This window comes from Mucilaginibacter inviolabilis (genome assembly GCF_011089895.1).
In the GTDB taxonomy this organism is placed as follows: domain Bacteria; phylum Bacteroidota; class Bacteroidia; order Sphingobacteriales; family Sphingobacteriaceae; genus Mucilaginibacter; species Mucilaginibacter inviolabilis.
Genome location: NZ_JAANAT010000001.1, coordinates 701,892 through 726,665 on the forward strand (window position 1 = coordinate 701,892; position 24,774 = coordinate 726,665).

At 44.2% G+C, this 24,774-nt stretch carries 10 protein-coding genes and 1 riboswitch; of the genes, 2 read left to right on the forward strand and 8 right to left on the reverse strand.

Annotated features, from left to right (window positions below; translation table 11 throughout):
- Positions 1–26: 26 nt before the first annotated feature.
- The 7 genes from G7092_RS02945 to G7092_RS02975 all read right to left on the reverse strand — a co-directional run bounded on the left by G7092_RS02945 (position 27) and on the right by G7092_RS02975 (position 18,822).
- Positions 27–788 (reverse strand): alpha/beta fold hydrolase, encoded by a 762-nt coding sequence (locus G7092_RS02945; RefSeq protein ID WP_166086023.1) that lies wholly within the window; start codon positions 786–788, stop codon positions 27–29.
- The gene (locus G7092_RS02950) at positions 779–1,078 is read right to left on the reverse strand and encodes an acyl carrier protein (RefSeq protein WP_166086025.1); all 300 of its coding nucleotides are present in this window, start codon (positions 1,076–1,078) and stop codon (positions 779–781) included. Before G7092_RS02950 ends, G7092_RS02945 begins: the two co-directional genes overlap by 10 nt.
- Positions 1,066–5,349: a type I polyketide synthase gene (locus tag G7092_RS02955; protein ID WP_166086026.1), complete on the reverse strand. Its 4,284-nt coding sequence runs from the start codon at positions 5,347–5,349 to the stop codon at positions 1,066–1,068. The genes G7092_RS02950 and G7092_RS02955 overlap by 13 nt, the downstream gene beginning before the upstream one ends.
- A gap of 27 nt (positions 5,350–5,376) precedes the next feature.
- Positions 5,377–12,426 carry a type I polyketide synthase gene (locus G7092_RS02960; RefSeq protein WP_202985207.1) on the reverse strand — a complete coding sequence of 2,350 codons (7,050 nt, stop codon included), beginning with the start codon at positions 12,424–12,426 and terminating at the stop codon, positions 5,377–5,379.
- An 834-nt stretch (positions 12,427–13,260) separates the two neighbouring features.
- On the reverse strand, positions 13,261–14,700 hold the full coding sequence (locus G7092_RS02965) for a SusD/RagB family nutrient-binding outer membrane lipoprotein (RefSeq protein ID WP_202985208.1): 1,440 nt from the start codon (positions 14,698–14,700) through the stop codon (positions 13,261–13,263).
- A gap of 5 nt (positions 14,701–14,705) precedes the next feature.
- Positions 14,706–17,888 carry a SusC/RagA family TonB-linked outer membrane protein gene (locus G7092_RS02970; RefSeq protein ID WP_166086031.1) on the reverse strand — a complete coding sequence of 1,061 codons (3,183 nt, stop codon included), beginning with the start codon at positions 17,886–17,888 and terminating at the stop codon, positions 14,706–14,708.
- A gap of 364 nt (positions 17,889–18,252) precedes the next feature.
- Positions 18,253–18,822 carry a TlpA family protein disulfide reductase gene (locus G7092_RS02975; RefSeq protein ID WP_166086033.1) on the reverse strand — a complete coding sequence of 190 codons (570 nt, stop codon included), beginning with the start codon at positions 18,820–18,822 and terminating at the stop codon, positions 18,253–18,255.
- A gap of 122 nt (positions 18,823–18,944) precedes the next feature.
- A riboswitch (SAM riboswitch) is annotated at positions 18,945–19,054 on the reverse strand.
- A 973-nt stretch (positions 19,055–20,027) separates the two neighbouring features.
- Between G7092_RS02975 and G7092_RS02980 the strand changes: the two genes are divergently transcribed.
- On the forward strand, positions 20,028–22,316 hold the full coding sequence (locus G7092_RS02980) for a GH92 family glycosyl hydrolase (RefSeq protein WP_166086035.1): 2,289 nt from the start codon (positions 20,028–20,030) through the stop codon (positions 22,314–22,316).
- Between the two features lie 194 nt (positions 22,317–22,510).
- Here the strand turns inward: G7092_RS02980 and G7092_RS02985 are convergent, their stop codons facing one another.
- Entirely contained in the window at positions 22,511–23,545 is a 1,035-nt protein-coding gene (locus G7092_RS02985; protein ID WP_166086037.1) for a LacI family DNA-binding transcriptional regulator, read from the reverse strand.
- A gap of 271 nt (positions 23,546–23,816) precedes the next feature.
- Here G7092_RS02985 and G7092_RS02990 point away from each other — a divergent pair, with 271 nt between their 5' ends.
- Positions 23,817–24,698: an inositol oxygenase family protein gene (locus G7092_RS02990; protein WP_166086039.1), complete on the forward strand. Its 882-nt coding sequence runs from the start codon at positions 23,817–23,819 to the stop codon at positions 24,696–24,698.
- The last annotated feature ends 76 nt before the right edge of the window (positions 24,699–24,774 follow it).

Sequence of the window (24,774 nt, forward strand, 5' to 3'; positions counted from 1 at the left end):
AGGTATAAGTTTTTCGCGGGTAAAGTTTAGTTCCTGAAAAATGTATTGATCATATTAGCGATCAATACAGGTTCTTGTATCGGTATGTTATGGTCACCAGGAACAGGGGTAAGTTCTGATGTTTTTATCTTCTCGTTCAGCTCTTTGCCGGTTTCCAGGCAGTTGGAATCCGCTCCGTAAAGCAACAGCGTATCCTTGTTCAAAAGTGATATCTCCTGCTCGTCCAAAAAATCTTTTTCGGCTATCATATCACTTTTGATACTGGTTTGGTAAAACAGGTATTCATACATGCGATGGTTACGTTCCATCTGACGTTTACCCATTTTTACTTTGGTAGTATCGGTGAAGTTCTCTACATAATGTTCCAAAAACTCGCGACTGTAATCGTCAATAATACCACGTGCTTTCTCATCCTTTGGATCTGGTGCTTCTATAACCACCAGCTTTTTTATTTTATCCGGAAAACGCAGCGCCATTTTCAGGGCGATCAATCCGCCAAAGCTATAGCCACCTAGATAAACTGAATCTAAATTCAAAGCTTCCATCAGGCCGTTCAGATCATCGGTCATGCTGTTGAGGTCGTAGCCGTGCAGGGTGCGTTCGCTCATACCATGGCTCTTCAGATCATACATCACCACGTGAAAATGCTCGGCCAAAATAGGGGCGATATTAAAATAATAAACAGACAGATTGCTGAACATACCATGAACCAACAACACGGTTTCGGCCGCGCCTTTGTTTAGCTCCTGGATATGCACATCCCTGTTATTTACTTTGATTACTGGCATTCGTAAATGTAATTGATGATCATACCTAAGTTCAGATTGATCAGTTGATCAAGATCCATGGATGACAGCCAGCCGGTAAAATCGATCTGGTCACCAAAATGGGCTTTAATTTTTTCGGAAAAAGACACAATCTCGATGCTGTCCATTTCAAGGTCTTTGGTGAACGAACTTTCGGTAGTGATATCCATTTCCTCCACAAATTCCTCACCTATAACTTCGGTGATGAATTGCTTCATCAGATCAAATATTTCTTCTTTGTTTAGTTTTCCTGTTGATGCTACTGTGTCCATCCGATTATGTAGTTTTTATGTTTTAATGTTTTGATATAAATGTCGTTGATGCGCAGTTCGTCGCCTTTGATCTCCTCAACCACGTAGGCTTTAGGATTGCCCTGCAGTCCTTTGCCCAGGTACTTGCCATAAGCCTCTTTGGCCACCCAGAAACGGGTTGCCCATTCGGCTTTATCCTTATCTTTTAACAGGGCTGTTTCTGCTTCGGTAAATACCATATCAAAAAAGCCAGTGCCTCGGTCTTCGATGGTTTCTATGTCGATACCTACAGGTTTATCATACTGGGCAATGCCCACGGCATCGGTACCTTTATGCGCAATGGATATGTGGATGCCATCAGCCAAACCGCCGCTTGGATAGGGTTTTCCCAGTTCATCCGCCTTTATTTCAAAGGTGATAGGGTAGCAGGCCTGTTGTTTTTGTTTATTAAGCAGATTACGCACGGCATCCTTTACCGCCACGCGACTGATCATCCAGATCTTGCGCTTGTTCGGCATTAGTGTATTGTGGTGTTTTTTCTCGTCCTGGTTGAAATAGCGTTTCAGGATAAAATCCCAGGATACCACGCGCGAGTAAGCCTGGTGGAACATAAATATACCCGGTGCTATTTCTTCCGATAAACGGTTATGCAATGGCGACATGGATACGTTCCACAGTGGTTCATCAATTTCCAACCGGCGGTTTTGCCAGCCCGAAATAATAGCCCAGATCTTGCCGTTACGTTTCATTACGAAATCGGCGGTGGCAAATTCATCATTTAGCTCGGTGAGTACGCAGGTACACTCAAACTGACCTTTCTGATCTTCCATCGGCTCAAAAAACTCGATCTCCTGAATTTTTACCGGGAACGCGATACGGTCTTTGGTCAGCGTTAATTGCAGCCATAAACCAAATAGTTGTCCGGCGTTATCCAGAAGGGAGCCTTTACCGGCATCGCCTTCAATAATACCGGTGATGCCTTTTTTGCCTACTGCTGTTAGGGAGCGAATACCCTGGTAACGCGGGCCATGAAACATGTGTGCATCATAGATCTGCTCGGCAGTACGTTGAATGTCCAGCAGTTCGCCTACATCAAAACGGCGTTCTGGTGCAGGGCTCAGTTCGCGAGCCAGTTGTACTTCGGCATTGGCAAATTTATCCAAGTCGAGATAAACACGTTGCTGATCTTTCCATTCGCCTTTAACGGTTTCGCGGAAAGGTTTCACTACGTTCATCCATTGGAACACCTTAATGTTCATGATCTTTTGCACCTGTTCGCCGGGTGATTGTTCAGCAGCTATTTCACCAAACATTTCAAATATCATGGTCATCGGTATCACCGGATCCATATCCTCAACGCAATGCCAGCCTTTTGGCTGACGCAGTAGGGAGTGATCTATCAGGTAAGGACAATTATCCAGACTTACATCCAACTGCTTCGAAAAAGGAACCCTTTTTGCAGGAGCATTAGTTGTTATTTGCGGCGGGGCTACAGGTGGTGGCGGTGCCTGGACAGGTATCGATGTTGTTGCTCTCGCTACAGGTTGTGCAGGTCTGTTCTGGAAAAGCTGTAGCATCTCGTTCTGTATGCTCACCATTTCGGCCACGTTTTCGCTAAAGGCCCGCATAATCGGATCGGCAACGTCAACCAGCATAGCTTCGTGATTTACCGGTACCTGTTGTTTAACCGGGGCAAGATTTTTAAGCCCGGTGAGGTTATGTACAATAGGTGAACCTAATTCCAGTTTGATACCTTTTGTTGTAGCGGGCGAAGAGGTCTTTTGATGACCCATAAAGTCCAACGCTACTTCTTTACCTTCCACAAACAAAGCCGCCAGTACCCTTTGCAGCTGGTTTAAGCCAGGGCGTGTAGGCACGTTTGATGCTATAGTACTAAAGCTTTGGCCTTTTAAAGTATCGTCAATAAAACCGATGAGGCCACCCGAGCCAACTTGTATAAAAACACGGGCGCCTTCACTATATAACTTTTCGGTAAGCTCACGGAAACGCACAGGCTTGATCAGGTGCTCGGCGCTCAGTTGCCTGATGGCTTCAAAACCTTCCGGATAAAGCTCCAATGTAGTAGCCGACCATAACGGTGTAGTCGTTTTGCGGAACTGCATGTTACGCATGCCGTCCAGTATCAGATCCAGTTTATCGGCCACAAAAGGGGAGTGGAATCCCGATTGAAATGGCAGTATCTGGTGAAATATCTGTTTCGCTTTTAATATCGGTACCAACTCATCCAACGCAGGTTTGCTGCCGCAAAGGATCACTTGTTGCGGGCAGTTATCGTTGGATAGGTATACATCTTTAATCCCGGCCATAATAGGCTCCAATTGATCGATACCGCAACCCACCGCTATAAAGCGCGAATCTTTTAGTTCGAATGTCTCCGGGTTCAATACATCCAGCAGTTCCAGTACGGAGCTTTCTTCGGCCAGTTCAGATGAACGTGCAGCCAGCCATTCGCCCAGGCTGTGCCCGGCGTTCATATCCGGTTTTACACCCAATTGTTTTAGGGCTGTATCCAGGATACTGCTTTTATTGAGTATGCCTAAGGCTTCACTCAAAAGGCCATCGGCTTTAGTGTCATTATCCGGTGCTATATTAAAATAATTGGCTACGGTAGTTACTTCACCACCTGCTAAACCGTCAAGGCCAGGAAATACAAAGGCTACCTTACCACCATCATTAAGCAGTGGAGCATTGGTATACCAGATATCCTGCTTGTTGCGCCATGGATTGTTTTTGGCGGCTATCTTGGTTGCTTTTTTTATTCTTTCGGGTGTTGGATCAAACAAGGCTATGCGGAAATTACCTTGTCCTTCGCTAAAATCTCCTGTTTCCAGGGCGGAGATCAATGCCTCGTGAGTTTCACGAGCCAACAACAATGCCTCGTCTTTTTTTGGAGCGTTAAAGCCTTCCAATACTACGTGTGCGTTGATACCACCAAAACCAAATGCGTTTACACCGGCAAATTTGGGCAAACCCGATGCCGACCAGCTACGGGATGCCTGCACCGGCGAAAACCGCGTTTTTTCCATCTGAGCCAATGGCGTTTCGCAATGCAGGGTTGGCGGCAAAGTATCATGATACAAAGCGAGGCAGGTTTTAATAAATCCCGCAATACCCGCGGCAGGCATGGCATGACCAATATTTGATTTTACCGAACCGATGCCTGCATTGGGCAGTTCGGGATGGTGACCAAAAAACTGGGCCAATGTTTGTAGTTCGGTTTTATCACCCAGCGGCGTGCCTGTACCGTGTGCTTCGATATAACCAATTTTATCTGTGGCTATACCTGCGTTTTCCCAAGCCTGCTCAATAGCTTTAAGCTGACCTTTTACCGCCGGACTCATCACGCTGGTGCCGCTGCCGTCGCTGCTTACACCAACGCCTTTGATCACGGCGTAAATTTTATCTTTATCGTTGATGGCATCTTCCAGGCGTTTTAATACCACAAAACCACAGCCTTCGCCAATGATCAGGCCATCGGCAGCTGCGTCAAAAGGTTTTATTTTTTCCTGGCGGGATAGTGCCCCCAGTTGCGAAAATATACTCCAGAATGCAGCATTTTGCCCGGTGTGTACACCACCGGCTATCACCATATCGCAACGACCACTGTTCAATTCCTGCACACCATGGTCAATAGCGATGAGCGAACTGGCACAAGCCGCGTCAAGCGTAAATGCCACGCCACCTAAATTTAAGCGGTTGGCCACAAGCGATGCTACCAGGTTGGGGATAAGCCCCATGGCGGTATCGGCGCTAAAACGCCCTTTACGCAACTGGAATTCCTGTTTTACTTTTTCTACTTCGGCATCGCCCAAACCGGGTAATATCTCTTTTAATAGCGAAGCGATCTGCTCACCGGTACGTACTATTTCAATGGCGCGGGTTGCACCGGGGCCGGTATAGTTACCTTTACCGATGATGATACCTGTTTTATCGAGCGTAACGTTTTTGGCAAATACGCCTGCATCTTCAAGAGCCTTGTATGCCAGATCGAGTGTTAGTAAATGATCTGGTTCTGTACCTTCAACAGCTACGGGGAGGATGCCAAAACGACGGGGATCAAACTCATAGTCGGGTATAAAGCCGCCGCGGTTACAGTAAAAACGATCTACAGCTGATGACTCTTTACTAAAATGCACCGGATCTATACGATCCGGTGGCACTATTTGAGTGGAATCAACTTTGTTAATTATATTTTGCCAGAAGGTTTCTACATCGCCCGCTCCCGGAAAAATGCATGACATCCCTATAACTGCTACATCGGTTTTCTTCATGTGTGGAATGGTTTGGCTGATGTATAATTACCAATTGTTGCCTGCCATAATTAATACCTGGCTTTCTTTGCCGTATTTTAATTCATTTAAAAATATCTCGCGACCATGTTGCAACGGTATCAACGCTATACCACGGCGTTCGTATTCTTTTTCAAGGGTTGGCGATACCATACCGGCACCTTTCCACGGGCCCCAGTTAATAGACATTACTTTACCATTGATGCGTTTGTTAAGCGCCCAGGCGTATTTGTCCAAAACGCTATTGGCAGCTGCATAATCTGTTTGTCCGCGGTTACCATAAACTGATGCAATGCTCGAGAACAGGATCACAAACTGTGTTTCGGGACGCAGCTGCTCTGCCAGGATACGCAATGGTTTCACTTTCGTGTCGAAAACACGGCCAAATGATTCAGGTGTTTTGCTTTGGAATAATTTATCTTCCAGTAAACCGGCACCGTGTACCACACCATCTATACGGCCATATATTTCATAAGTGTCATCAATAAAGCTGCTTAAACGTTGCTCGTCGCACAGGTCAAGTGATTTATATACTACGGTTGAACCACCTGCTTCCATTTGAGCGATGGTACGCATTACCTGGTTGTTTTTGTAAATGCGGGCCGTTTCCTGTTCAACTTCGGCAGGCTTTTTAATAGCCCCCTGTTTGATCACATAAGCGCGGATCTCATCTTTTGATTCCAGCGCATCTGCAGCGCTTTTAGCGGCTTTTCTTGGATCGGCAGAGCGGCCCACTAAGATGTAGGTACAAGGATAATCCTTAGCAAAATGAATCATCAGCTCGGAAGTAATACCCTGGGCTCCGCCAAATACGATCACTACCGATTTTTTATCCAGTTTAATATGTGACTCTTCCAAACCAGTGATCAACTGCGAAGGAATCAGCTCCATCACATGTCTTTGATGATCCTGATAAATCACTTCTGATGGTTTATCAGGGTTAAGGAGTTCTTTTAAAGTGATATCGGCTATTTCTTCCGCCGTCATCGGAGTGCCTAAGCTTACCACGCGGCATTTGGTGTCTTCGAACTCACGGTCGAGGCTTTTGAAAAAGCCTGGATAGCCCTGGTAACGTCTTAATAAGCTGATATCTTCAAATTCATTCAGATGCAACATGGTATCTGATATGATATAAACCCATTTTACGGTTTCAAAATCCAGTTTCTTGATCAATGCGAAATGGTCAATGATACCCACTGTTTTTTGTGAGGCAAACATATTGAGGATGATCAAACCCTGGTAGCCTTGTAGGTTTCCTCCGGCATATACAATGTCGGCTATTGCACCGCGTTGTTCCAGTAAATGTTTGATCTTGATGGCTTGTATGCCACCGTCGTCGGTGATGGCAAAGCGCTTACCTTTTATAACAGCATCTTCTGCGGTTGATGATTTAGTAGGGGTAAGCTCAAAACGCAGGCGTGATAATGTTTCATCAGTTGCTGTTTCTACGGCAGGCTCTTCTATGATCTTTTTGGCTTCGGTAACCAAACCGGTAGTTTCAGCTTCTATTTCAGCTATCCAGTTGGCCAAGCCGTTAAGCGTTTTAATAGCTGCCAGTTTTTCCATCATATCATCTGCTTGTTCATTAGCTTTGCCGAAGCCTATTTGCAACTTTAGGTCGCCAATGATCTCCATACGTTTGATAGAGTCGATACTCAGATCAGCTTCCATGTCCAGATCCATGCCCAGCATTTCCTGCGGATAGCCTGTTTTTTCGCTTACTACGGATAGTATTGCCGCTTTCAGATCCTCTAATGAAAATTTTGCCTTGGTGGTAGCCTGTACGTTTACTTCAATGTTAACTGTAGCAGGTGCGCTTGCAGTAGTTTGTGTCGTGTTTTCGTTTATCCAGCTTACCAAACCGCTTAAAGTTTTAATACCGGCCAGCTGCTCCATCATGGTATCTTCGCTTTTTTCGCTGTTACTAAACCCACCCAGTTCGGTGCGTAATGTACCGATGATCTCCACCCGTTTAATGGAGTCGATGCTCAGATCGGCTTCCAGGTCCATCTCCATACCCAGCATATCCTGCGGATAACCGGTTTTGTCGCTTACTACCTGTAGCAATACCTGTTTAACATCTTTTTGTACAGCGGCAACCGGTGCTGCAGCAGGTTGTGCTATAGCTTTTACTTCCTGTTTAACTTCAACAGGAGCTGCTACCGGGATAGATTGCTGAACATAGGCTTGTTGCTGGTATTGCTGCGGTGCCTGCTGGTAAGCCATCGGGCTACCTGGGTTTTGTCCTAAAAAGGACATCATTACATCTCTTTGTGCCTGTATCAGCATTTTCATGCTGTTCAGATATTCCTGCATCATCAATTCAGCACCTGAATTTACGATGGTGTGCGTTTCAGTTCGTACTTCGTTGTTTTTCATTTTAATAGGTTCAATGATAGGCAGGGCACCGTTTGCGGGCAGCTTTCCACTGGCAGGAATTGCTTGCTGACCATTTACGTACCAAACAGCAGCACTCTTTTTGTATAAAGCTGGTTCGTCCAGATTTAACAGTTTAGCGCCACGGCCTTCAAATAGTTTTTCGATATGGATGTTTCGGCCTGTAGCCATATAGTCGGCCAGCATGCAAAGCAGGTGGGTAAGTTTGTTGCGGCTGTTATCTTCTGCAAATAACAATACCTCGTCTTTACCCAGGCAGGCTTTAGTTAAGCCGGTTAATACTTTACCAGGGCCAACTTCAATAAATATCCGGGCACCTGCGGCGTACATTTGCTGTACTTCTTCTACAAATTTTACCGGTTTTACCAGGTGATCAGTCAGGCGTTCTTTTATTTCGTTTGCCTTAACAGGATATACTGCTGCGGTAGTGTTTGACCACACCGGTAAGCTCAGATCGTTAAAGTTTACGCCGGCAAGCACTTCGGTATACAGTTCTTTTGACCTGGCTACCAGGGGACTATGGAATGCGCAGGCAACTTCTAGTTTCCGGGCCGATATTTTTGCCGTTTTAAGTACCTCCATTAAATTTTGTATGGCAGGAGTAGTGCCTGCTAACACGCATTGTAACGGAGAGTTATAATTAACCGGGTAAATATCTTTTAATCCCGAAATGATCTTTTGTAATTCGTCCTGCGTAGCATTTACGGCTATCATGGCTCCGGCATCGCCATCAACAACGGCATCTAAAATAGATTGGGCACGTTTGGCGCTCAGTTTTACCAGTTCGTTTTCGTCAAAAGCACCGGCAAAACATAGTGCAGGTAATTCGCCGTAGCTGTGACCGGCAACCATATCGGGCTCAATGCCCATGGTTTTTAGGAAATTAGCTAAAGCCAGATCAACCATACCCAATAATGGTTGTGCCATACGGGTATCCTTAATGGCTTCTTTCTGTCCTTTGATTAACTCCGGATCGAAGGCTGCATTCGGGAACAATACTTTTTCATACTCAGGGTATTGTTTCAGCAAAGTGCGCATGGCCGGGAATACCACGAACAGGTCGCGAGCCATATTAATACGCTGGCTTCCCTGACCCGGGAACATGAACGCCACTTTACCTTCCTGTTTTTTAACAATATAAGTGTCCTTGCTTTCGATACCTGACAGGGCCAGTTCAACCTTCATCATCAGGTCGTCGGCGTTATCCGCTACAATACTCAGTTGTACGGGTTTTGCGTTGGTTGTCGCTAAACTAAAGGCAATGTCTCTCAGGTTGATATTGCCATTAATCTCCAGTAAAGCTTTTACTGAGTTTAGTTTTGTTTTGGCTTCATCGTAAGTATCACCACGGAAAACAAAAAGCTCCGAAGGCCATGAGGTTAATACCGGGTTTTCTGCCGATACGGGGTTGCTGCTTTCAATTACAGCATGGAAGTTGGTACCTCCAAAACCGAAAGCGCTTACACCTGCATAACGTTTATCATCCATCCATAAACCCGCTTCGGTATGGAAAGCGAATGGACTGGTTTCGGGATTATAAAACCCGTTTGGTGTTTTTAAATGTATGGTTGGTGGTTTTATACCATGATAAACTGCTAAAGAAGCTTTGATCAATCCGGCTAAACCAGCGGCGCATTTGGTGTGCCCGATCTGTGTTTTTACCGAACCGAGGTGTGTTTGGCCAGCAAGGGCGCCCGATTGGTTAAGCATATCAGTCAATGCGCTTAACTCGGTTTTGTCACCTACTACGGTTCCTGTACCATGTGCTTCAACCAACCCTAATAATGATGGGGTGATACCGGCTTGTTCATAAGCACGTTCCAATGCACGCACCTGACCGATCTTGCGCGGAGCGGTTAAGCCCAGCGCTTTGCCGTCGCTTGATCCGCCAACACCTTTGATCACCGCATAAACACGGTCACCATCGCGCAGGGCGTCTTCATGTCTTTTTAATACGATCATGGCCACACCTTCGCCTAAAGCTATACCATCAGCTTCGCCATCAAATGTAGCGCAACGGCCTTTGCGGGATAGGGCATGGGTGCTCGAGAACATCAGGTAATCATTGATACCATTGTGTAAATCGGCGCCACCGGCCAATACCATGTCTGATTTTTCCAAGAACAACTCCTGGCAAGCCAGATCAATAGCAGCTAATGACGACGCGCAAGCAGCATCTACTGTAAAGTTACGGCCACCAAAATCCATACGGTTGGTGATACGGCCAGAGATTACGTTGGCCAGGATACCCGGGAACGAATCCTCAGTAGTTTTTGGCAGGGCTGCGTCAACTTCTGCAGGGAGCTCGCCAAATACCTGTTTGTAATATCCTCTGAAACTATAGCTGTTAGCGAGGTCGTTACCACCTTCGGCACCGATAATCACAGAGATGTTATCACGATCAAAATTACCGCTGCCATAACCCGCATTCTCCATAGCTTGCTTGGCAACCAGCAAGGTTAACAACTGGGTTGGCTCAATGGCGGCCAATGATTGTGGTGGTATCCCAAATTCCAGTGGATCGAAATCGATCTTCGGAATAAAGCCGCCCCATTTGGAGTGCGACATATCGTCTGCGGTAGATGCAGGATCGTAATATAAGGCTTTATTCCAGCGCTCATCAGGCACTTCGGTAACACAATCTTTTCCTAAAATGATATTGCGCCAGTATTCTTCAATATTTTTTGCTTCAGGGAAGATACAGGCCATACCCACGATAGCCACATCAAGCGAGCGTTCGGTTGATTCTGGTGCTGCGGGTAAAGCGGCTTCCTGGATAAGTTGATAATTGTTTTCGGCAACATCCTGGTGCAGTTCCAGCAGGGAAATAACCTTGTTATGCATTACGGCCACCTGACCGATCATGTACATACCCAGGCTAAGCTGATCGGCTTCGTTGATGGTTACCAGTTCATCGCCGCGACGTTCAATGCCTTTGGCTGCAATGCGCAGCCTACCTACGTTAAGGCTTTCCAGTTTTTCCCAGATCTCTTTTTTATCGATACCGGCTTCCTGTAGTTTAGCTTTCTCTGTACTAAAGAAATCCGCGAATGCAGTGTTCAGGCAACGGGTCTCATGGCCCGGAGCTGTTTCCAGTAATACCGTATCTTTAGCCTGCAGCGCCTGTTCCTGAAATTTATCCTGAATGGCGCCAGTGATCACGGCTTCTTTAGTATATAAATAAGCGGTACCCATCAGCACACCTATTTTTACACCTTTGGCTGCTAATGGAGCTGCCATTACGGCGATAAAGGCCGTTGAAAATGCATCATGTATACCACCGGCAAAAAATACGCTGATCTCTTCGGGCTTGTCTTCTTTTAACAGGCGCTCAATTTGTTTTTCCCAAAGCACCATGCTGGATAGGGGGCCAACGTGACCACCGCACTCACGGCCTTCAAAAACAAAGCGACGGGCGCCTTCTTTCAAAAACATATCCAGCAGGGAAACTGAAGGGACATGTAAAAATGTTTTTATACCTGCTTTTTCAAGCGGTTTAGCCTGTGAGGGTCTTCCTCCTGCAATTAATACTACAGGTGGTTTTGCTTCCAGGATGTATTGCATTTGCTCGTCGCGCAGTTCCTGTGGCGCAAAACCGAGGATACCTACGCCCCAGGTTTTATTACCGGCGAGTTTCTTGGTATCCATCACCAGTTCCTTGGCGCGCGGGCCTTTTAATAATGACAGCGCAATGAATGATAAGGCGCCTGCTTCTGCAACAGCATCGGCAAAGGGAGCTACGTCGCTTACGCGGGTCATCGGGCCCTGGGCAATAGGGTAAGTGATATTGAGATCTTTGGCCAAAGCATTGTTTGGTCTGATCACGTTTAGGGCCCGTGCCTGGTTCAGGTGGCCATACATGGCTTCTTTGATACCAAATACAAGTTTGTTTAGTTTTTTGTAACGATTAACCAGATCGGTAGCCAGGGCAATGTCCTGACCCATCGGGATATAGCTTTTATCTACCTGGAGATCGTTGAAATAAGTTTTAAGATCATTATAGGTAGCATTCTCAGGCAGCGCGGGAGAGTTCGGACGAACCAGAACCCTGCAGTTGTCAATCAGTTTGGTTTCGGTACCGCTTAATTTGGTGCAAAGCTCTTTCAGCTCTTTTGGCGCAGAGCATTCCGGGAACAGAGCCAATTGACTATCGAGCACGATACCGGCTGCCCCTTGTGCGGATAATGCTGCCGCTGTATGTATACCAACACCACCTTGTACCCAAACCGGGATGTCTTTTACCTCCTGTATAACGCGCTGGAATAAGATGTATGATGATTCATAAGCCACATTACCGGCACCTTCGTTTCCTTTAATGATGATACCGGCAGCACCCTGGGCTTTAGCTTGTTTGGCAGAAGCCAGATCATTTACCTGATAAATAAGCTGAGTGTTTTTAGGTTGTTTGATCTTTACCCCGAATGGAGCTATGATCATGCTCACCTGCTCAGGGAGTTTGATATCGATGATGTCGGCTCCGGTAAAACAAACACCAAAATCGATTGAGCTACGGCTTACTAAGTTTTCAAGCGCTTCTTCGGCAAGGGTTTTATTGAGCCCGAGGCTCAATACAGGAAAAGCTCCCGCATGATGCAGATCAAGTGCAAGCGATACATCGGGTTTTTCGAAGGGGGTTAATCCAATTATTGCACGTTTTTTCATGATATAGGGTAGATAAAATGTTAAAATAGATGGCTATCTGCAAAAACTACCATACAAATCCCAGATGAGGATATAGAGAACACTAAATATTATGGCAGATGAAAATAATAAATCAATCTTATACTTTAATCAAAAAGTAATAATTTAACAACAAAGACATCTTAATCTTATTAATTATACAATAATACCACTATATTTTTATATTTATGCACAGTGAATACAATGAACAGAAAAAGAACAAAATGAAAAAATGGCCATTAAACATATGTTAACAAGCTAATATTATGCTGTTTATCATTGAGGTTAAATGATTTACTGTAAATAATAATGATAATTATTGGTTAAAAAATAGATTCTCTTGAGTTAAATATCTTTATAGAGTGTAGTTTTGATCAATTTGTTAATGTTTATTTAAAGCAGATTTTACTTTTGAATAATTGGCTTTGATTTTTAAAAATATCATATTAAAATATTGATATTCAGTTTTTTAAACTTGTGTAGGAAACTATTTATTCAACAAATGTTTGAGCATCAGGAGTTTCTGATATAAAGGCAGGTAAAGGTTTATAAAGGCTATTTGTGGTACTATTTGAAATTCATATTGCCTCTGGTGCTAAAAAAATAAACTAATGTGTAAGTATTTATTAAAATCCGATTAATGAAGAGGGATTTTAGAGCTATTAGCTCTGCTTTTTATTCTGATTTGGTGTTTTAAGTGATGTGGAATCGGGTTTTTATAATGGGCAAACTCCCCAATTCTGCTTCAGATCAAATATCCAGTAACAACAAAGGCCGCATTAAGCGGCCTTTGTTGTTACTGGATAGGAGGATTTGTTAGTTTACATCAAACCAAAGTTTGGTGGTGAGCACATCTGCACCCTGATCGGCTACGGCTGCTTTATAGCTTGTACCATTCAGTGTTTGCTCTGTTCCGGGGTAAATGAACCTTACCGGTATTTTACCATTCAGTGTGCCGGCAACAGCAGGCTGCAGCTGCGGGTAATCTAAACGGCGCCATTCGGCAAAGGCTTCCAGACCTTCGCCAAATAAGGCTATCCATTTTTGGTTACCTATAGACTTTTTATAATTAGAAGCATCATATTTAACCGCTGCCGAATTAATATAAGTGGCAATAGCGGCATTACTAATGCCATATTGCTGCAACGAAGCTGTAACTGCCTGCGTATAGAAATCTGCAGCGTTACCGGCTATAAAACCGCGTGCTACAGCTTCGGCCTGGTCAAACAATACCTCGGCATAACTGATGATCACTGCCGGAGCATGTGGTGCCCGGAAATAGGCTCCTGGTTTTGATGTTTTGGTAAAACCCAAACTGCTGGCATCACCAACCAGTAAACCATTGGGTATGCCCACATAAGTTTGCGGGGTGGCATCCTGGGTTGGAGTGGCATAAACAGGCAAACGCGGATCATTAAGCGCGAACAACTGATCAACTATAGTTTTACTGATCCGGTAATCATCGCGGGTATCAAACAAATTACTAATAGGGTTTTGGTTGGGCGAATCAACATAAACCAGTTGGGCTATCTCGCTGTTGGAACTGATATATCCGCTGCCTTCGGCCTGGATATCTGCCAATACCTGTTTTGCTTTATCAGGTTCACGATCGGCAATACGAAGTGCTATACGCAAGCGCAGCGAATTGGCGAACTTTTTCCAGGAAGTTATATTGCCACTGTATATCGCATCGCCTAAAATAGCCTTACCCGATGGATTAAGCGAGGTTTGTGCTGCTTTCAGATCATCAAGCAGGGCAAAATAAACGTCTCTTTGCGCATCATATGCCGGGGTAAGGTACTGGTCGATGTTGATAGATTGCTTATAAGGTACGTCGCCATACTGATCGGTCAACAAAGTAAATACCCATGAGCGTAATACCAAAGCAACACCTTTATAGTTGGGGTTGGCCTGGGCATCGGCCAGCTTAATAAGCTGGTTCAAGTTGATAACCCCTTTGGTATAAGCAGTTGCCCACAAACCTCCAAAAGAGGCATTGGTGAATATATAACGGTCTGGATCGGTGTATTGTATCTTGGCCCAGTGCTGCACAAAAAGCAGGCTGGAACCCATGTTGTCTTCAACGCCCCAATAGGTATCGGCCATATTTTTGATAACCCCTGTAAGCAGGTAATCAGGTTGTGGGTTTTGTGTAGCATTAGGATTCTGGTTTATTTTTACCAGCTCTTTTTTGCACGATGCCAGCGACAATAACAAGGCGCCGGATAATATGATGGATGTATATTTAAGTTTCATGATCATTAAAATTTAAGGTTAACATTAAAACCAATGTTGCGTACGGTTGGGAGAGTCAGATCTTCCAGACCTTGTCCGTTGCCTGTATTAAAAGCGGTTTCAGGGTCGATGTTTGGTGCATTTTTATGGATGATCAATAAGTTACGACCCACAACCGCGAAGGAGGCTCCCTGGAAACCAATACTTCTGGCCCATTTTTGCGGTACGGTATAGCCCAATTTTATTTCCCTTAATTTAATATAGGTAGCACTGTAAACAAATGGCTCGTCGGCATTGGTTAAGGATTTATAGTATGCTTGTGCCGGTAAAATGGTAGTGTTTTTACTGCCATCGGCCTTTACGCCATTGTAAATTATACCATCATTGTATACCGTTACGCCGGCTGGGGCATTGCCGTTTACCTGCACCGCGGTGCCTGATGTATTATTGCCCGGATAGTAATAGCTTATACCGCCATTAGCTGTACCACGGCCCGGCAGGGTAGATGCCAGGATGCCCGTATTGGTACCTGTTTGATTTGTTCCTGAGAAAATAGAACCACCAATGTGTGCATCTATCAAAACGCTTAAATTGATACCTTTATAAGTAAAGCTGTTATTGATGCTACCTAACCAGTTTGGTGTAAACTTGCCTAAGTATTGTATAGTGGGATTAATGGCAGGTGTTCCATCGGCATTTACAATTACCTGGCCGCTGGCATTACGCTGAAACGCGTTACCATAAATAGCGCCATAAGGTTGCCCAACCGCTGCCAGTACCTGTACAGTATTATCAGATCCTAAGATATAACTTTGCAGGCGACCTTCTTTATCCAGCGAAACCACTTTGCTCTTATTACGGGAGTAATTTACATTGATATCCCAGCTAAAATCTTTCAGTTTTACCGGTGTCAAACCTAATTGTACCTCTAAACCTTTGTTATTAATAGTACCGCCATTGATGAGTTTTTGATTATATCCCGTAGTTGGGCTCACATTAACTTTTAATATCTGGTTGTTACTATTGGTGTTGTAAACACTTGCATCTAAACGGATCCTGTCATTAAAAAAGCCCAGTTCAAAACCAGCTTCGGCCGAGGTGGTGGTTTCAGGCTTCAAATTAGGGTTCAGATCAACATTGTTTGCGCTTTGCTGCGGATTAGCATTAAATGGAGCAGTAAAATCATAAGTATTGATGAGCTGATACGGATCGGTCGCTTTGCCCACTTTTGACCATCCGCCGCGTAGTTTTAAGTAGCTTAATATATCGCTCTTAATATCCAGCGCTTCTGATAGCACCAAGCTACCATTAACAGAAGGATAAAAATAAGATAAGCTGGATGCCGGAAGGGTAGACGACCAGTCATTGCGGGCTGTAACGTTGATAAAAGCGTAATTTCTAAAACCGATTTGCCCCGAAGCAAAGTAGCTGTATGTTTTATATTTACTAAAAGTGTTTGATGATATGAGCGGATCACGGGAGTTGCTTAAAGTATACAAGCCGCTTACCGCTAATTTAGGCGCTTTCTGATCGTTATTCTCTAAGGAGTTGGCCCGGATGTTACCACCAATTAACGCGTCGAGCGAGAAATCGTCATTCAGCTTTTTGGTGTATTGCAACCTGCCTTCGGTATTGGTTTCAGAAAAATCATATGCATCTTCTTCGTATGAGCCGAATGGCGTACCATTGGTACCATAAGCTATCCTGATTTTACGGCGGTCATTATAATAATCGGTACCGGTACGGAAATTTGCCGACAGGCCATCGATAATTTTATAATTTAACTCCGCGCTACCAATAAAACGGTTGCGGGTTTGTCCCACTGTATTTTCATAAGCCTGGAAGTACGGGTTGCTGTAATAGCTGTTATTCCAGTTAAAAGTATTGCCATTGGCATCGCGGTAGTTTTTTAACTGGCTGATATCAACCTGACGACCAAACCAGGTAAACTGCAGCATGGTACTGGTAGCACGTTTGCCGCCGGCACCTGGTAAATTAGCGGCGTCATCCTTAATATAGTTGGCAATGGTTGTTAAAGTTAACTTGGGTGTAATTTTATAAGTGGCATTTAACAAGAATGAATTACGGCCTTGCTCGGTATTAGGAATTACGCCCGTTTGGTGCAGGTTGTTGTATGACAGTCGAAAATCATATTTATCGCCCGAACTGGCCAGTGATATACCATTATTAAGCGTAACACCAGTTAAAAAGAAATCTTTTACATTGTCAGGATGTGCTATAAAAGGTACGGGTGTGCCATTGGAGTTAAACTGTGGTATCAACTGACCATTCAAAGCCGGGCCCCAGCTTTCGTCAACACCATCATTAACGCCGCCGCCTTTACCATCCACATAGCTGAATTTACCATTGGAACCTTGTCCGTATTCGTTTTGATATTTAGGTAAACCCAATAAGTTGGAGAACGAAGTGTTGGAATTGATGGTAACACCCAGACCTTTGGCGCCTTTACCGGTTTTTGTTTTGATGAGGATAACACCGGCCGCGGCACGTGAACCATAAAGCGCTGCCGCGTTTGGCCCCTTGAGTACCGAAATGGATTCAATATCCTCGGAGTTAATATCCGAAATAGGGTTGGCAAAATCCCTTGAGCCACCTACACCTAATTGCTGGGTATTATCAACCGGCAAACCGTCAACCACAAACAGCGGTTGGTTATTTCCGGCTACTGAAGTTTCACCCCGGATAATGATACGTGATGATCCCATATCGCCCTGGCTGTTGGTTACGTTTACACCGGCTATTTTACCTGCCAGCGCATTTACCAGGTTGGTTTCCTTAGCTTCCGATATATCTTTTGATTTTAAACCCTGTACAGCATAACCCAGTGATTTTTTATCTTTTGAGATATTGAGCGCGGTTACCACAACCTCGTTCAAAGCGTTAGCCTGTTCATCCAGTATAATATGGAGCGATGTTTCGGTCCCGGTAACCGGTATTTCTTTAGTGGTAAAACCGATGTAAGTTATTCTGATCACATCATTCACTTTGGCGCTTAGGCTAAACCTGCCATCGCTGCTGGTTTGTACGCCGTTGGTTGTTCCTTTAACAGAAACACTTACGCCGGGTAAGGGGAGCCCGTCTGACTTGGCGGTCACCACCCCGCTTATTTTAACAGATTGCGCCGCAACCGTTTGGATGATGATAAAAGGCAATAGTATTGCCAGTAGTAGTTTGTAATTTTTAAACATGGTAATAGATTGTGAATGTTAACGATACCATACAGTATCCTGAAAATTAAAGGCTTAGCCATCCGCCGATCGGGTGATCAGGTGGTTTATGCCATTTCGTTAAACTGTAAAAGTTTTGATTGTTGGATTTTGCTGTGTTGTTGAAGATAAAAGCCTGACCGACCTAAACAACGCTGTAGTTTAACAGCAGCAACACTTGTTTTGCATAGATGACATAGGGGTAGAAGCAGATATTAAAGTGTAAATGTTCAAAATAGAAGTGTTGTTTAAAAGTATGTAATTTGTTTTCATGTGCTTTGTGATTGCTGGTTAAATCGATATAGCATGTTGTTATAGCAGAATCAGAGGATTCTTACTTTGTTATTTAGTTTACTGATGCCGTTTTATTGTTCACCAAAGCATCAACCGCTTTAACCATAGAAGCGAATTCCTGCTGATCATACAAGCGGGTGAGGTAAACGATGCGCCCATCACGATCGATCACCACATTACGGGTAACGCCGCTTTTCTTATTAGCAAACTTTCCAAAAATATTGGCTTCGGGATCAAGCGCCAGATCATAGGTAATCTTCATGTCCCGGTGAAATTTCTGTACTTTTTGCAGAGGCTCATCACGATCGACCCCAATTAATACCAGGCCTTTGTCTTTGTAAGCTTCCCAAATGTCTTTTTGTAAATGGGGCATTTCCTGGCGGCACACGCTGCACCAGCTGGCGGTAAATTGTAGTATCACTACTTTGCCGCGTAACTGTTTTAAGGTTGTTTTGGTACCGTTAGTGAGCACCAGTTCAAAATCATCCGGGGCCTGTTCGCCAACTTTTACCAGGTAACCACGGTCGATATTGGCAGAGTCAACAGCCTGAGCCGATTGCGCACGGGCTGCAATACCGGTAAACAGGAAGATAAAAACTATGAGTAAAAATTTGTTGTTCATTGAATTTATTAAATAGGGCCTGCTATAATTAAGCGAGCAATAAAAAAATAACATATTTCAATTAAACAGAAAGAATAGGAGAGGATAGCAGAACAGCCTATAGCTGTGAGTGTGTGGACATATCATTATCTTTTCTGCAAGTTATTGCAGATAGGAATTAGCACCTTTATAACAATCTGTACAGGTTGCTAAGACATCACAGGGCCTTTCCCTCAGTCTTTCTGGATAATTGGAAAATGAAATAAAGAACGATTTCGGGTGCAAACATATAAATAATTCTACTAATTCCATAGACTTTATATAAAATTGATAATTTTCGCTTATTTCTTACAATTTGGTGGCAAAAGGATAGGGGAGACTCCCCCCGGCATCGCTGCGCTCGCCGGCCCTCTCTTCGGCTTCGCCGGAAAGAGAGGGAAGAAATAGCAATCAAAACCATGTCATTGCGAGGAGGAACGACGAAGCAATCTCGTAGCTGTTTATACCGATAAGAACGCGATGAGATTGCCGCGCTGCGCTCGCAATGACATGGTTTTGATTTGGCGTATGATCGAGATTTTTGTTTGGTATGTCGTTACTGTCCCCTCAGGGTCTCTCACAGAGGACCCTGAGGTATAAAACTGGTTTAGAAACAACCTCAGGGGCATGGGAGAAGTCATCCTGAACTCGTTTCAGGATCCCACAGGACAGTTTAGCCAGCATGTTATAGCCCTTACTTGTGGGGTGCCGAAACAAGTTCGGCATGACTGGATTAATTTGCTCTATCCCCCAAATTAATATACCGTATATCAGGCAACGGCCCGGTTCTCTTGTTTAGGGAACCGGGCCGTTTTGTAAGGAGGAAACCAAATAAAAAACCGACCTTTTGGTATGTCGTTATTTGAATACCAATTATCTGCTACTTTTTAAAATTTTCAAAACCATTAAAAAGCGGATAGAAATTTGTTAAAATGGATTAGAATGAGATTTTTTCGATTGGCTTTTAGCCCTTTTTGCGCTGTTCTTGATCTGGAAAATGTTAAAATTCAAGATTTAAAAAGTTTTTGAAGCGAGGCATGCAATAAAACATGATCATCATCAAACAAAAAATCAGGAAAACGATTAAGTAAATATTTCAAACGTTTTTGAGAAATGTGATCTTAAAAATGAGAGATTTGTTTTGGATCTGTAAGCAGATCATTCACCAATTATACCTTCTGCAAACTATGCAATTAAAACGTAGCATTTATCTGTTAGGCTTACTAACTTTTGTTTACGCGGATAATTTCGCTCAAACCACAGCTCCTAAAAAACAACTGGATGAGGTTGATTACGTTGATCCGATAATTGGCACCTCTTTAAAAGGCTTTGCCAGGGATTTTGAGGCGGGCAATGGCGGTGGCGGTACTATGCCCTGCGTAAACGTACCCTTTGCCATGACCAATTTTGTAGCTCAAAGCCGTGAAAACAAAATGAGCTATATGGTTTACCACTACGAGGATAGCAAGGTTATTGGGTTCACGGCCACTCACCAGCCTACCGTTTGGATGGGTGATTACGGCTATGTTTCGGTGATGCCGCAAGTGGGTAAACTACGTGTTTTGCCCAAAGAGCGGGCGCTTACCTATAAACACACCGATGAAGTTGCCAAACCGTATTACTATTCGGTAAAGCTAAAGGCGACTGGCGCAGACAAGATCAAGGCCGAAATAGCGGGCGCCAATACCTCTGGCATGTTCCGGTTTACGTTCCCCAAGGCCGATCAGGCGCATATCATTATACAAGGTATCAACCTGAATCCCGAGCTTAAAGACTGGGCCAATGACTATACCGTGCGGTTAAAAAAGCTGAAAGGCTATGTACATGTAGATACCGTGAATAACGAAATAACAGGCTATAACCCCGACAGGCAATCGGCTCAGTTAGGTCCTGAGCTGAAGAATTTTAAGGGGTATTTTGTGATCAAATTTAACAAGCAGATCAAAAAATACGGAACCTGGGATAAACAGGTGATCAATAAAGGCAGTCATGAGCAGTACGGTACCCGCATGGGTGCATTCATATCATTCCGCACCAAGGCCAATGACGAGGTGCGGGTTGTGGTAGCCACTTCATTTATCAGTATTGACCAGGCCCGCGAAAACCTTAAAAAAGAGATCCCCGACTGGGATTTTGACCGGGTAGTGAAAAACACGCGCGACCAATGGCAACAGGCCTTAAAAGTTATACAGCTAAGCGGCGTGAGCAAAGATCAGCGGACGATATTTTATACCGCCTTATTTCATACTATGCTGTTTCCAAGACAATTTTCGGAGTATGGCAAATATTACAGTGCTTTTGACGATAAGGTGCATCATGGTACATCTTATAACGATTACTCCTTGTGGGATACCTTCAGGGCGCTGCACCCACTGTTAACGCTTACCCAGCCGCAGCGGGTTGACGGTATAGTGCAATCGCTGCTGCAGATGTACCAGGAGGGCGGCTGGATGCCCATGTGGCCAAATCCAACCTACACTAATATTATGATTGGTACCCACGGTGATGCTGTTGTGGCCGATGCCTATGTAAAAGGTTTCCGCGGATTTGATACTAAACTAGCCTACGATGCGCTGCATAAAGACTCATACGATGCTCCAGATGGCGATACCCACAAACGCTGGGGAGACCGTGATCTGTGGACAAGCTTTGAAGCCCGTGGCGGTCTCACCAACTATCACAAATTGGGATATGTACCAGTGGATAAAACACGGGAGTCAGTTTCGCGTACCATTGAGTATTCTATCGACGATTATTGCGTGGCCCAGGTAGCTAAAGGTTTAGGTAAGGATGATGATTATAAACAGTTGATGACCTGGAGCAAAAATTATGAGAACGTGTATAACAAAGCAACCGGTTTTATGGCTCCGCGTAATTCCGACGGGCATTTTTCGGCCCAGCCAGATTCGGGCTTTACCGAAGGTACCAAGTGGACCTATACTTTCGGTGCTATGCATGATATACCGGGGATGATCAAAATGATGGGCGGCGAAAAGGCTTTTGCCAATAAGCTGAGCCAAAATTTCAGCGGTGGCCACTACCGTGCCGATAACGAGCCTGGCCACCATTACCTGTACCTGTTCAATTACTGCGGCATGCCCTGGAGAACACAGGAACTGGTGCGCGAGCATACTTCAACACAAAATTTCAGGAATGCGGCTATCGGTATCAATGGAAATGACGATTGCGGGCAGACCTCGGCATGGTACATTTTTAACGTGATGGGCTTTTATCCGGTTGCTCCTGCATCAGGAGTTTACAGTATAGGCGCGCCGCAATTCCCGTATATGGTTTTGAATCTGCAGCACAATAAAAAGCTGATCATCAAGGCTACAGGTCTTTCGGCCAAGAATAAATATGTAAAAGAAGTAAGTTTTAACGGTATGCCAATAAAGGATTATACCATTTCGCATAAACAGATCAGCGAGGGCGGAACACTGGCCTTCACCATGACCGATAAACCGCAAAAACTATAAAACAGCGTAAGTTGGGTTGAAAAGTGGGTTTACATAATTTGTGATATGTTTTTTAATAACTGATTGATAATCAGATATATAAATTGATTTTTGCCCTGAAAAGTGTAAACCCATGTAAACCCACTTTTAATCAAATTACGCCTGTTTAATGAGCTTACTTAACGTGTGTTTGCTGCGGCAGGCAGTATTTGTGGTCAGTCGGCCGCCCGTGTAGAATCCCTGACTACCAGTTTGGATGGCAGGGTAATATTTTCTTTTTCCAACTGTATGGGCTTACCTGCCAGGTGACCAAACAGAAGCTCGGCGGCTTTGCGGCCCATATCGTATGCCGGTTGTAGGACCGTGGTAAGCGGCGGGTTTAAGATAGCCGCAGTGATCTGGTTAGTAAAACATACCACTTTGATATCATTAGGGATGTTCAGCTTCAATTCCTCACAAGCCAGGTAGGTGGTTGTTGCCAAATGTTCAACCGTGGCAATAATGCCATCGGGTTTTATTTTGGCGATGTGCTCTTTTAAAAAAGCAATGTTTTCCTGGTTGTACTTATTGGAACAGCTGATCACGTTTTGTTCCTGGTGTTTGATTTGATGCTCAGTAAGCGCCTTTTTGTAACCTCCTTCACGGGCCTGTAAAATAGAGGGGTAACCTTCGATGGTAACCAGTGAAATATTTTTACAACCCCTTTCAAGCAGGTGTTTGGTAGCCATGTAGGCGCTGTTAAAGTCGTCAGTTTTAATCTTGGCTGTAGGGATATCTTCACAAACCCGGTCGAAAAAAACGACAGGCACGCCAGCTTGTTGCAGGTCTTGTATATGTCTTATATCCTTGGTATTGCTGGCTACGGACATTAATACGCCATCCACACGGCCGCTGCTCAGGTCGGCAAACATTTGTGCTTCACGCTCGTAACTATCGTGGGTTAAATAGATGAGCGCATGATATTTTTCCTGCCCAACAATACTTTCAATGCCATTGATAGCCTGGCTAAAAAAGCTATCAGCGATCTCGGGTATGATAATAGCGATAGTATTACTTGATCGTTTCCGGAGGCTGCTGGCGTAAGGATTGGGTACATAGTGCAGCAATTTGGCGGTTTCTATAACCCTTTGTTTAGTTTCCTCACCAATGTCATGACTGTCCCTGAGTGCCTTTGATATAGTTGCAATAGATACATTTAACACTTTAGCTAGTGTTTTCATGTTTACTTTATTACTTTTTGCTTCGGCCATCGGGGTATTGGTATTTCGGAATTTTAACTATCTGTTAACTGATTTTTATCGCTAAACTATAAAAAAGTTTAGCAAGGTAATAAAATAGCGCTTAAAATATATGACGATAATACAGCTGTCAGTGATACAGTTTAAGTAAACGTTTAAGCAAATAAATACGGCATTTTTGATAAATCTGATTCTAAAAATGGACAAATTTGTATAACACAGCTATAAAAACCAGCTATAAAGGATTGTTTACCAATTATATTTCCTTTTAAATTATAACATCATGAGCAAGATAATCGGAACGCCTGAACAGGGGCCGCTAAATTCCATAGAAGAATGGGAAGATGATTTATTAGTTCGTTACCCCGATGCCGATGCCATAGCCGCCGGCAGGGATACGCAAGCATATCGTGACTACGAAGCTACCACAAAAGATAGTGTACGGGAGTTTTATCGCTTACAGCACATCAATCAAACCTATGAGTTTGTGTTGCAGAAAAAGCAGCAATACCTGGCGTTTGATAAACAAGAAATGACAGTTTGGGAAGCCTTTGATTTTTTAAATCAACTGGTTGACGACTCCGATCCGGATACCGATCTGGATCAGTTACAACACTTGCTGCAAACGTCAGAAGCTATCCGTGCAGATGGCCGCCCGGATTGGATGGTACTCACCGGCTTATTCCATGACCTGGGTAAAGTATTATGCCTTTTTGGCGAACCTCAATGGGCAGTGGTAGGCGATAGCTATCCGGTAGGATGCGCTTTTTCTGATAAGATCGTATACGCTCAGTATTTTGATCAGAATCCTGATTATCACGACCCTCGTTACAATACCAAATATGGTGTTTATGAACCAAATTGCGGTTTGGAGAACGTGCACATGACCTGGGGGCACGATGAGTACATTTACCATATCATGAAGCCTTATTTGCCAGAACAGGCCTTGTACATGCTTCGTTACCACTCATTTTATCCGCAGCACAGGGAAAATGCTTACAGTCATTTAATGACCCCACATGATCACCAGTTATTTAAATCGGTTGATCTGTTTAACCCATATGATCTTTATTCCAAGAGCCCCGTGCCACCGGATTGGAAAAAACTGCGCCCGTACTATGAAGATCTGGTTGCCAAATACTTACCGGCAACGCTGAAATTCTAACCGGGTTTTCTACAAATACCCCATTAGCATAACCGCTGGTGACATTATATCACCGGCGGTTATGTCAAATCATTTT